At 39.7% G+C, this 12,926-nt stretch carries 6 protein-coding genes; 5 read left to right on the top strand and 1 reads right to left on the bottom strand.

From position 1 onward, the window contains the following. The first annotated feature begins 3 nt into the window (after nucleotides 1-3). Nucleotides 4-2,007: a carboxy terminal-processing peptidase gene (prc, locus tag Q7657_RS16515; protein WP_107166960.1), complete on the top strand. Its 2,004-nt coding sequence runs from the start codon at nucleotides 4-6 to the stop codon at nucleotides 2,005-2,007. Nucleotides 2,008-2,209: 202 nt separating this feature from the next. Beyond that, nucleotides 2,210-2,875 (top strand): lipocalin-like domain-containing protein, encoded by a 666-nt coding sequence (locus Q7657_RS16510; RefSeq protein WP_107166961.1) that lies wholly within the window; start codon nucleotides 2,210-2,212, stop codon nucleotides 2,873-2,875. Between the two features lie 139 nt (nucleotides 2,876-3,014). On the opposite strand, the gene pncB is transcribed toward Q7657_RS16510, so the two are convergent. Continuing rightward, nucleotides 3,015-4,214, bottom strand: a complete 1,200-nt coding sequence (gene pncB / locus Q7657_RS16505; protein WP_498827369.1) for a nicotinate phosphoribosyltransferase — start codon at nucleotides 4,212-4,214, stop codon at nucleotides 3,015-3,017. Between the two features lie 754 nt (nucleotides 4,215-4,968). Here pncB and pepN point away from each other — a divergent pair. The 3 genes from pepN to Q7657_RS16490 all read left to right on the top strand — a co-directional run bounded on the left by pepN (nucleotide 4,969) and on the right by Q7657_RS16490 (nucleotide 12,893). Then, complete coding sequence (pepN, locus tag Q7657_RS16500) at nucleotides 4,969-7,593, top strand: aminopeptidase N (RefSeq protein WP_107166962.1); 2,625 nt, start codon at nucleotides 4,969-4,971, stop codon at nucleotides 7,591-7,593. A 91-nt stretch (nucleotides 7,594-7,684) separates the two neighbouring features. Further along, entirely contained in the window at nucleotides 7,685-7,909 is a 225-nt protein-coding gene (locus Q7657_RS16495; protein WP_107166963.1) for a DUF2835 domain-containing protein, read from the top strand. A gap of 160 nt (nucleotides 7,910-8,069) precedes the next feature. Continuing rightward, nucleotides 8,070-12,893: an NAD-glutamate dehydrogenase gene (locus Q7657_RS16490; RefSeq protein WP_107166964.1), complete on the top strand. Its 4,824-nt coding sequence runs from the start codon at nucleotides 8,070-8,072 to the stop codon at nucleotides 12,891-12,893. Nucleotides 12,894-12,926: the final 33 nt, after the last annotated feature.

Here is a 12,926-nt window from a genome sequence, read left to right as displayed (position 1 = left end):
CGCATGAATTGTCGATTCCGTTTCTCACTGATAGCTGCTGGCATGATGCTAGCAGCTTCAGCACAAGCCTCTGAGGCTAAGTATTCATTAAGTGATTTGCCGCAACTTGCACCTGAAAAGCAACATGCAACGGCGAGTAAAAGGGTAGCGTCACGTTTTACCCGTTCACATTACAAGCACTTTTCACTTGATGATAAATTCTCTGGTCAGGTATTCGATCGCTATATCGAAATGCTCGACTACAACAAAAGCTTTCTAACGGCTTCAGATGTGAAGCAATTTGAACGTTGGCGTAATCAGTTTGATGATCAGTTGCAATCTGGTGATACATCAGGTGCTTTTGATATTTTTAATAAAGTACTTCAACGTCGTTTTGAACGTTATCAATTTGCGCTTTCGCAATTAAATAACGAAATCAAATTCGATAAAAATGAAGACTTTGTTATTGATCGCTCTGAACTTGAGTGGCCAAAAGATCAAGCTGAATTAGATGAAATTTGGCGTAAACGTGTTAAATACGATGCGTTAAATCTTAAGCTAGCAGGCAAGAACTGGAAAGAAATTCAAGAGACGTTGGGCAAGCGTTATAACAATGCAGTAAAACGCCTGACACAAACTCATAGCGAAGATGTATTTCAGTTATACATGAATGCTTTCTCGCGTGAAGTTGATCCTCATACAAGTTATTTATCTCCACGTAATGCTGAACAATTCCAATCAGAAATGAACCTTTCTTTGGAAGGGATTGGTGCTGTGCTGCAAGTGAAAGATGATTATACGACGATTCAATCCCTTGTTGCTGGTGGCCCTGCTGCTGGTTCTAAGAAATTAGCAGCAGGTGATCGCATCATTGGCGTTGGTCAAGAAGGCGAAAAGATTGTTGATATTATTGGTTGGCGTCTAGATGATGTTGTCCAATTAATCAAAGGTCCTAAAGGATCGAAGGTGATCCTTGATATTCTACCTGAAGGTAAGAATAGCAAGAGTTACACTGTCACAATTGTACGTGACAAAATTCGCCTTGAAGATCGTGCTGTTAAGTCTGAAGTGAAGACTGTTGAAGGCAAGAAAATTGGTGTTATTGAAGTACCAAGTTTCTATGTTGGTCTATCTGAAGATACTAAGAAAGAATTAGCAAAACTTAACAAAGATAAAGTCGACGGTATCGTAATAGACCTTCGTAACAATGGCGGTGGTGCGTTAACAGAAGCAACAGCGTTAAGTGGTTTGTTTATTTCGAGTGGTCCGATTGTCCAAGTTCGTGATAGTTACGGTAGAGTAAAAGTAAACAGTGATTCAGATGATCAGGTTTTCTTTGATGGTCCGTTAACTGTGCTTATTAATCGCTATAGTGCATCAGCATCAGAAATCTTTGCTGCAGCAATGCAAGATTACGGTCGTGCCGTTGTACTTGGTGAACAATCATTTGGTAAGGGTACTGTGCAACAGCACCGTTCACTAAATCATTTGTATGATTTGTTTGATAAGCCTCTTGGTCATGTTCAGTACACGATTCAAAAGTTCTACCGTATTAATGGTGGTAGTACTCAGAATCTAGGTGTTGTACCTGATATCACTTTCCCAACGGCAATTGAACCGTCCGAAACTGGTGAGAGTGTTGAAGACAATGCATTACCTTGGGATAGCATTAAGCCAGCTAAATACCAACAACTTCATAATTATTCGTCTGTTCTTCCTAAATTAAATGAAGAGCATTTAGCACGAATTAAGAAGGATATGGAATTTGGTTTCATTGACGAAGATATCCAAACCTATAAAAAGGAAAAAGATATCAATACCATTTCGTTAAATGAAAAGACGCGTATTGCTGAACAAGATAAAGAAGATGCTGAACGTTTAGCTCGATTAAATCAACGTCAAAAAGCGATGGGTAAAAAGCCATTTGCTGATCTTGATGCAGTGCCAAAAGACTATGAAGCACCAGATGCTTATCTTAATGAGGCTGTAGGAATCACAGCAGATTTAACGAAGATTAAGTCATCGTAATTTTGTGACCACTCATTACAAGGTTATGATTATAAAGCGCTCTTAGGGGCGCTTTTTTTATAACTCTCAATTACAGTAACATTCTCACCTCTAAGACATGTTGCATATTATAATGTGATCTTGCGCATATTTTTCATCGCAAAATAGCTTTCCCAACTAGTTTTAAAGTACATGCACTTTGTTCTGGTAACAGGGGAAGCCTATGAAAAAGCTATTCTTTATTGCTCTATTGTTTGCATTGAGTACATTCAATCGTCCAACCTTTGCCGATGATATAACAGAATTTGATTACCCATTTTTACTTGGCAATTGGTATTGGTTTAGTTCAACCGAAGCTGGCGTAGAAAGCGAAGGTGAAAGTTATCGCGCAATGCATGTACAATTTAAATCAAATTATCAGTTTGCTATGCGTCTATTGCGTGTTGATGGAAAAATTGAACAATGGGCTGGCGAGTACAATATAGATGAAACCAATATTACCTTCATGACGGATAATGAAGATGATCAAATGCATACTTATATGTTGAGCTATAACCAGTTCGTTTTAGATGGAGCCAGATTTACTAAACTCGCACCTGAGAACTTACCGGGGAACTGGAAAACATCAGTGATTTCAGGTGTGGATGTTGATAAGAGTATTTCAGAATTATCGTTAACACTTCGCCCTGACTTTTTGTTCTCTGCAGAGGTTTCGAACGACAAAGGCAAATCAAAAGAGCATCGCGGTATTTACTACATAGAAGACAATCAGTTAGTTCTGCTTTATGAAGATGGCCAACATGATTCAGAATTTGAGTTAACAAGTAATGATACGTTAATGTTAACCAACACCCATTTTGGTATGGAAGCTATTCTACAACGAGAATAATCGAAAACGGTAAATGATTAGGGTAGGTTACGACAGAAAATATTAGATAGCGATTCTATTACAGCTAAAGCTGAATACCAAAAAGAAAGGCGAACACCATTTATGAGTTGTTCGCCTTTTTTATGTCTAAATAAGATCGTTATTGATTTGCGAGATTGAACGCAGAGCGTAACTGATCTAAATAATCTTCATCACGGCAGATACTTTTACCTGGTTCGTCCGAGATTTTTGCAACAGGTCGACCTTCACATTCAGTCAGTTTTAAAACAACATTGAGTGTTTTAACATTGGGTAGGTCGCACGTTAGTTGTGTACCAATACCAAAACTCACATTAATTTGATGGTTGAAGTGTTTGAAGATGGCAAGTGCTTTATCAAGTGTTAGGCTATCTGAGAACACTAATGATTTGGTTTTAGGATCAATCCCCAAGGACTTGTAATGGGCGATAGCTTTTTCACCCCAAGAAATTGGATCACCACTATCGTGACGAAGACCAACAAAACGCTTTGATAAACGCTTATCGAAATCACGAAGGAATGCATCCATATTGATGCAGTCGGTCAGGGCAATGCCTAAATCATTCGGATATTCTTGCAACCAACGATTCAATGCAAGTTGCTGAGAATCGGCAAGTTCACCTGATAATTGTTGGTGAGCTTGGAACCATTCATGTGCCTGAGTACCAACAGGTTTTAGGTTACGTGTAAATGCAAGGTAGTAGTTAGACGTACCTTTAAACTCAGGCATGTTGTCTTTTAAATAATCAACAACTTCATGATGAACGGCTTTAGAGAAACGACGTCGAGTACCGAAATCCACCAGTGCAAATTCACTTAAATCGGTGTCTTCTGCATTACGGTAAAAACGTGCAATTTTCTGTTTTAATTGTTCGATCGCATCTGCTGGTGTTGCATCAGGGTATAGATGCGCACAACGGATTTCGCAAATAATGGCAAGAAGCGGCACTTCCCATAAGATCACATCAAGCCATTTACCACGAATAGTAATAGCAAGTTGTTCGCCAGAATCATCAATAGTTACATCGTCTGCATTTAGCTGAAAGTGGCGTAAGTACTCAAGATAATCAGCACTGAAAAAAGACAGTGTAGAGAGGTAGTTGATCTCATCTTCAGTAAAAGAAAGTGCTGCGATTTTTGCGATTTGATCTTTGATCTCTTGAGAGTATGGGCGCAGATCTTCTTCGCTTCGGCAGTGGAATTCAGCCACAGCTTCAACGTCTGGGTATTGATGGAAAATAGCCTGCTGCATATGCAGTTTATAAGCATCGGTATCAAGCAGGGAGTCGATAACCCTAATGTTGTGTCTGTTATTAATCATATCTGGTAGTAGATACTTATTAGAAGTGATAATAAATCTATGAGGATAATGCTAATTCATTAATATTCAATGAGTTAAACTGAGGATGATTAATGAAAATCATAGTTTATTAAAGCCTTAAGTTAGTTGGGATTGTGAACTAAGATGTGATGTTCGTCAAGTATAACCATTCTCATTGCGACTAAGCCCAAGTGTTAACTTTGCTTTTTAAATCTACGGCTTATGCATAAATTGTCAGTTTAAATTTCACCGTATTTGTATGAGTAATCACGAGGTAGTTTTTCATGATTTTTGTGACCGCTATTTGGTTTTTATCTAATACACTGTAAATAAAGAGATATATTTACTAAGTCAGAGAAGTCTCTAATTTTGTAGCATTAATTTTGATTATTAAATCGTCAAAGTCACACGTAGACGTACATTTACTGTTGTCTATTATTTGTACCAAAAATGGGTGTCAGTTGAGTAAAACCTGATTATTCATCGTAATAAAAACAATGTTACAGGTTTTGATGTAATAGTGAGTATTAGAAATTACTGCTTTTTATTTAAACAAAAATCTCGTTTCCAGTTTTATTTGCTTTATTTTTAATCGGTTAATTGCGAAAACTAAGTATTTGCCGGATCGAGATAAAAACTATCGTATATAGTTGATACTAATTCTTGTTTGAACGTTATAGTGTCAAACAAACTGATTATTTGGTCGTTCTATAAACGCAACGTTAGGTAGAACCATTAACCAAGGAAAATAAGAATGACAGAGCAGACGTCTACACAGCCTACCGCAAAACACCGTTCTGATTACCGTAAGCCAGATTACACTATTACGGATATCGATTTAACGTTTGATCTTAATGACACAAAAACCCAAGTAACGGCACAAAGCAAAGTGATTCGTATGGGTGATAACGCTGATGCTAAATTAGTGTTAGACGGTGACGAATTAGAATTGGTCAGTGTTACTGTTAATGGTGAAGCATGGTCAGCGTATGCGAAAGAAGATGGACATTTAGTGTTATCAGATCTTCCCGCTGAATTTGATTTAACTATCGTAACCATGATTAACCCTGAAGCTAACACGGCTTTAGAAGGTTTATATAAGTCGGGTGGTGGTTTCTGTACTCAGTGTGAAGCGGAAGGTTTCCGTCGTATTACTTACTACCTTGATCGTCCAGATGTGCTTGCGCGCTTTACCACTAAGATCATTGCAGACAAAGCAGCATTTCCTTTCTTATTAAGTAATGGTAATCGTATTGCAGAAGGTGATTTAGACAATGGTCGCCACTGGGTGCAATGGCAAGACCCATTCCCAAAACCGTCTTACCTTTTCGCACTGGTTGCCGGTGACTTTGACGTTTTACGTGATAGCTACACGACGATGAGTGGTCGTAACGTAGAGCTAGAAATCTTCGTTGATAAAGGCAACCTTGATCGCGCTGATTACGCAATGACTTCACTGAAAAACTCAATGAAGTGGGATGAAGAGCGTTTTGGTCTTGAATACGATTTAGATATTTACATGATTGTGGCCGTTGATTTCTTCAACATGGGCGCAATGGAAAACAAAGGTCTTAATGTCTTTAACTCTAAGTTTGTATTAGCCAATCCAAAAACAGCAACTGATACTGATTATCAAGGCATTGAAGCGGTTATCGGTCACGAATACTTCCACAACTGGACAGGTAACCGCGTGACTTGTCGTGATTGGTTCCAGTTAAGCCTAAAAGAAGGTTTAACGGTATTCCGTGATCAAGAGTTCTCATCAGATCTTGGCTCTCGCCCAGTAAATCGTATTGCTAATGTTCGCATTGTACGTGGTCCTCAGTTTGCAGAAGATCGTGGTCCAATGTCGCACCCAATTCGTCCTGAAAAAGTGATTGAGATGAATAACTTCTACACATTAACTGTGTATGAAAAGGGTAGCGAAGTGATCCGCATGATGCACACCTTATTAGGTGAAGCGAACTTCCAAGCAGGTATGAAGCTGTACTTTGAACGTCATGATGGCACAGCAGCAACCTGTGATGATTTTGTTCAAGCAATGGAAGATGCATCAGGTATTGATTTATCTCGTTTTCGTCGTTGGTATAGCCAAGCGGGTACGCCTGTTGTGACAGTAGAAACGGCTTATGATGCAGGTAATAACAGTTACAGTGTCACTGTTAAGCAACAAACACCACCAACAGCAGGACAGGAAGAGAAACTACCACTGCATATTCCATTTGATATCGAGTTTTACGATAGCAAAGGTGAGGTAATTGCACTGCAATCTAACGGTAAGCCTGTTCACAACGTATTAGATGTGAAAGAAGCAGAGCAAACTTTCGTATTTGAAAATGTTGCTGAACAACCTGTGATTTCCATGCTTCGTGAATTCTCAGCGCCAGTGATCTTAGAATATGACTATTCAGATCAAGAATTGATCTTCTTGATGATCCACGCACGTAATGAATTTGCGCGTTGGGATGCTGGTCAAATGCTACTAGCGAAATACATTCGTAAAAACGTTGCTGCGGTACAAGCAGGTAATGCTGTAGAACTACCAGAAGCGGTTGTAGATGCATTCCGTGGTGCATTACTTGATGAAAATCTAGATCCAGCGTTTATTGCCGAAATGCTAACTCTGCCAAGCGAAAATGAAATTGCCGGTTGGTACAAGCAAGTGGATGTGGATGCGATCAATACGGTTGTTGGTGCGTTAACTCAAATCTTAGCGACTGAAATGGAAGATGAGTTACTGGCGATTTACCGTAGCCTTGCGCAATCTGCATACAGTTTAGATCATGCTGCAATGGCAAAACGTGCGTTACGTAATAAGTGTTTGTCTTACCTTGCACATACAGCAACAGGCAATGACTTGGTTACTGCTCAATATGCAGCGGCTGATAACATGACAGATACTATGGCTGCGATGTCTGCGGCTAACAATGCCCAATTGGCTTGTCGTGAAGCACAAATGGCTGATTTTAGCGATAAGTGGACGCATGATGGTCTAGTGATGGATAAATGGTTCATGTTACAAGGTACAAATCCTGCTGAAAACGCATTGGAAAATGTACGCAACACCATGAATCATCCTGCATTTAGCTTGAAGAACCCAAATCGTACTCGTAGTTTGGTAGCAAGTTTCTGTGCTAATAACCCAGTACGCTTCCATGCTAAAGATGGTTCAGGTTATGCGTTCTTAACTGAAATTCTAACGGCGTTAAACACCAGTAATCCACAAGTGGCATCACGCTTAATTGAACCGTTCTTGAAGTATCGCCAATACGATGAAGCACGTCAGCAATTAATGCGTAGCGAGCTTGAGAAGTTAGCGGCATTAGACAACTTAGCAAAAGATCTGTTTGAGAAAGTGCAAAAAGCGCTTGAGCAATAATCTGTGATTAGCTAAAACTAAAGCCAAGTATTCAACATTGTTGATGCTTGGCTTTTCTTTAAATATTAAATGGATATATACAGTACGGGACATGCGCAGTTTTATTTTTCGAGTAAATATTACCTACCAAATTTTTCTTCAGCATTATTCAGGCGCCGCCAGCAGTGTGGTGGTGATGACAGAAAATGGTTTAAAACTTCAACTTCCAGCAGTAAGACTACGACCATTCCTAACTCAAATGGGGGTAAAAGGACGCTTTCAAGTGGCTGTTGATGAGAATAATAAGCTCACTACGTTAACTAAACTCTCTGATTAGTCGGTACTTTTAGAAGTATTAGTTCTCACTCATCTCCCAATTTTATTTGATCAAGATACATATCATTAGCAAAATGCATTGATGTATTTTTTTCGAAACACCTGCCTGAAAATCCCTATCTATACTTTTATAAGATAATAATAAATAGGGGATTTTCATGATGAATGCGCCTGAAAATGTGGTTCCCGTTTTACTTGATAAAGTCTATGGATTGATCAAAACAAAAGTAGATAGTGATCAACAACCTTTAGTGGATGTTTTTGCTAAACGCCTTTTAAATCAACTTGCTGAAGATGATTTACTGCAACGTAATGAGTCGGATCTTTATGGTGCTGTACTGAGTTTATGGCATCACCTTGTTAAAAATAAGCCAGATAAAATATCGGTTCGTGTCTATAACCCTACCTTAAGTCGTCATGGTTGGAAGTCGACCCATACTGTGGTTGAAATCGTCATGCCAGATAAGCCATTTTTGGTTGATTCTGTTCGTATGACATTAAATCGCCTCGATATTACCAGTCACTTGATGCTCAATGGGCCTTATCATTTCGAGCGAGATAATAAAAACAATATTATTAAAGCCTGTGGTGATAACGGCGAATTACAGACGCTTTTTCATATTGAAGTGGATCGCCTAACCAAGAAAGAAGAAATGGCCTCGCTACGAGATGAGCTAGAGGCGGTATTGAAAGACATTGAATTGGTAGTCGCTGATTGGCAATCAATGCAAAACAAGATGTACCAAATAACCAAAGAGCTGAGAGTCGCCCAATTACCAGTAGAAAAACAATATTGTGAAGAAGCGATCGAATTTTTAGAGTGGGTGGCGGATCATAACTTCACCTTCATGGGTTATCACTGTTATGACTTGAAACCGATCCAAGGGGATTATCAATTAACACCCACCAAAGAATTAGGGTTAGGGCTATTAAAGAAACCTCGACATGCACGTCCGTTAAACTTATCAAGCTTACCTGAGTCTGCTCGTATTGAAGCGCAAAAGCCTGATTTATTGATCCTTACTAAAAGTAACGCCAAATCCCGCATTCATCGTCCTGCTTATATTGATTACGTTGGTATTAAGCGTTTTGATAACAAAGGGAATGTGATTGGCGAACATCGTTTTATCGGTTTATATGCCTCAACTGCTTATCATCAAACAGCCATGCACATACCCTTGATCCGCAATCGTGTAAAACGGATCTTAGCGGCAAGTAGTTATCCAGAGGGGTCTCACTCATGGAAAGCATTAAATAATGTATTAGAAACCTACCCAAGAGATGAGCTCATTCAAGCCAAAGAAGAAGAGATGCTTGATGTCGGTATGGGTGTTGTACGGATGCAGGATCGTGACTTACTCCGGCTGTTTGTAAGACGGGATCCTTTTGGGCGATTTTTCTCATGTATGGTGTATGTGGCCAAAGAGCGTTATGACACTGAATTAAGACGGAAGATCCAAACAGTACTAAAGGATTATTTAGGATCGAGCCAAACTGTTGAGTTCACCACTTTCTTTTCAGTAAGCCCACTGGCGAGAACCCACTATATTGTCCGTGTACCAAACAATAACTTCGATATTGATGTGAAATCCATCGAGCATAACTTAGGTGTTGCGGTAGCGTCATGGGAAGATCGTATTACTCAATCGCTGGTGGCTAATTTCGGTGAAAGCAAAGGGATCCCCATTGCTAAAAACTATTCCAAAGCATTCCCTCGTTCATATAAAGAACAAATGTTACCTGGATCTGCGGTGGCTGATGTACTTCAGCTCGAAAGGCTAGATGAAAATAATAAGCTAGGTATGTTGTTTTATCGGCCTCAAGAAGAGTCTGCAGATTCTACTGCTGTGAAGCTAAAACTGTTTCATCGCAATGAGCCTATTCATCTATCTGATGTTATGCCCATGCTTGAGAACTTAGGCTTGCGGGTGATTGGAGAGTCGCCTTATCAAGTGATCACTGCAGATGGCGTGGTGAATTGGATTTTAGATTTTGCCATGTTGCACTATGTAGCAAATGACTTTGATTTATCAGAAGCCAGAGACAGATTCCAAGATGCATTTTCTGATATTTGGCACGGAGAGTTAGAGAGTGATGGGTTTAACCGATTGGTACTTCGCTCTGGCTTATCTGGGCGAGAAATTACTATTTTACGAAGTTATGCCCGTTATATGCGGCAAGTCGGCTTTCCATTTAGTCAGCAATATATAGAAGATACATTGAATAACCACTGCGAACTTGCTTGTAATCTGGTGTCTTTGTTTAAACTTCGTTTTGATCCAAGCTCTAAATATAGTGAGAAAGCAGAGCAAAACTTGATCAAACTGATCATCGAAAGTTTGGAAGATGTAGAAAGCCTTGATGATGACAGGATCATTCGTCGTTATATGGATCTTATCTTAGCAACGTTACGGACCAATTTTTATCAAAAAACAGAACAAGCTAAGCCTAAGCCTTGGTTATCACTTAAATTAAACCCAACCGCAATACCTGAAATTCCTGCTCCAGTTCCTAATTACGAGATTTTTGTTTATTCACCTGACTTTGAAGGCGTCCATTTACGCGGTGGAAAGGTCGCACGTGGTGGGCTTCGTTGGTCTGATAGGCAAGAAGATTACCGTACCGAGATATTAGGCTTGGTTAAAGCGCAACAGGTAAAGAATACTGTTATTGTGCCAGTTGGGGCGAAAGGTGGTTTTATTTGTAAGCGTCAGCCGCAATTAACAACACGAGAAGAGATCTTAACGGAAGGCAAAGCTTGTTATAAACGCTTTATTTGCGGCTTATTGGATGTAACCGACAATGTTATTGATGGGCATTGTCAGCCACCAGCCAATGTTGTTTGCCATGATGAAGACGATCCTTATCTGGTTGTTGCGGCTGATAAAGGAACGGCAACGTTTTCAGATATCGCGAATTCATTAGCGGCTGATTATGACTTTTGGTTGGGTGATGCCTTTGCTTCTGGTGGCTCTAACGGCTATGACCATAAGAAAATGGGTATTACAGCTAAAGGCGCATGGGAGTCAGTTAAACGCCACTTCAGGGAGATAGGTGTTGATTGCCAAACCACAGATTTTAGCTGCATTGGTATAGGTGATATGGCTGGTGATGTGTTTGGTAACGGTATGTTGTTATCTAAGCATATTCGCTTAGTGGCTGCTTTTAACCATCAACATATTTTTATCGATCCGGATCCAGATGTAACGGTCAGTTGGAAAGAGCGACAGCGCTTATTTGAATTACCACGATCCAGTTGGGATGATTATGATCGAAAATTGCTGTCTGAAGGTGGTGGGATCTTCTCTCGTAAAAGCAAAGCGATCAAACTGGTTCCTGCGGTACAAAGCTTGCTGCAAACGCGAAAACAAAGTTGTACACCTAATGAGTTAATCCACTTAATTCTACAAATGGAGGTAGATTTATTGTGGAATGGCGGTATTGGTACTTATATCAAATCAAGCAAAGAAACTCACACCGATGTTGGTGATCGTGCTAATGATGCTTTACGTGTTGATGGTAAACAACTCAGAGCTAAAATTGTCGGAGAAGGCGGTAATCTTGGCTTTACACAGTTAGGTCGAGTTGAGTTTGCTAAGGCTGGTGGACGTGTAAATACCGATTTTATTGATAATGTGGGTGGTGTGGACTGCTCAGATAATGAAGTAAACATTAAGATTTTACTTAATAGTTTAGTTTCAGCTGATGAAATGACATTTAAGCAACGCAATACGATCTTAGAAAATATGGAAGCTGAAGTCAGTGAGATTGTCCTTGATGATGCTTATCGTCAAAGTGAGTCCATATCGGTGACGGAACAACAACAAGTTCAATTACTCAAAGAGCAGATCCGTTTTATCCACCAATTAGAGCGTCATGGTAAGTTAGATCGCAGTTTGGAATATCTGCCTGATGATGAAGCGTTAGCAGAGCGAGAAAAATCTGGCATCGGGCTTACGCGGCCAGAAATAGCAGTGCTGGTGGCTTACGGGAAGATGGTATTAAAAGAAAAGCTTGTGAATCATGATATTGCGAGTGATCCGTACCATTCCCGATTATTACCTGCTTATTTCCCACGATTTTTGCAAGATAACTATCGTATGCAGATGGAGCAACATCCCTTACGCCGAGAGCTGATTGCGACCTCGTTAGCAAACCAAATGTCCAATGAAATGGGATGTAACTTTGTCACTCGTTTACAAGAAGAAACGGGGGCAACCATTAATGACATCTCTGCTTCTTATTCAATAGGACGAGAGATCTTTAATTTTGACAAACTGTTTAGCCATATTCGGGATTTGGACAATAAAGTCTCTGCACAAATTCAATATGAAATGCTTTATCGTTCCAGACGCATGTTGCGACGAGTAACACGATGGTTTCTACGTAATAGGGAGCACAAGCTAGGAATAGAACAGCAAATCGTATTCTATCAGCCCTTTGTTGAACAACTTCGCTATCATCTAGATAGTTACCTTGTAACGCAAGAAGTCATTGAACATGAGCAACAAGCTAAAGAGATGATAGATCAAGGCGTACCTGATGAGCTTGCCAAAAACATTGCACGGTTAACAAGTTTGTATTCAGCAATGGATATAGCGCAAATAGCCAAAACGATGGAAGTGGATACATCACATATTGCCCGTGTCTACTTTGTACTAGGGGCAAAGCTGTCTTTACATTGGTTCTTAAAGCAAATTCAAAATCAAAGTGTAGAGAATAACTGGCAAGCGTTAGCTAGAGCATCGTTTAGGGAAGATTTGGACTGGCAACAACGTCAACTTACCACTGCTGTTCTGATGACAAGTACAGCAGAGCCAGAGGAGAGTATCGCTTTATGGATGGAGCAGCATAAGAAAGCAATTCATCGATGGGATAGTGTATTAGCGGAATTTAAGGTAGGTAATGCCCATGAATTTGCAAAATTCTCAGTCGCTTTACGAGAGTTAACGATTCTTAATCTAAATTCACGCCCCGCTAATTAATAAAACTTGCAAAATATCGCTACGTTGTAACAA

The organism is Candidatus Photobacterium acropomis (assembly GCF_030685555.1).
GTDB lineage: Bacteria > Pseudomonadota > Gammaproteobacteria > Enterobacterales > Vibrionaceae > Photobacterium > Photobacterium lucens.
This window is presented reverse-complemented; position numbering and strand designations above follow the sequence as displayed.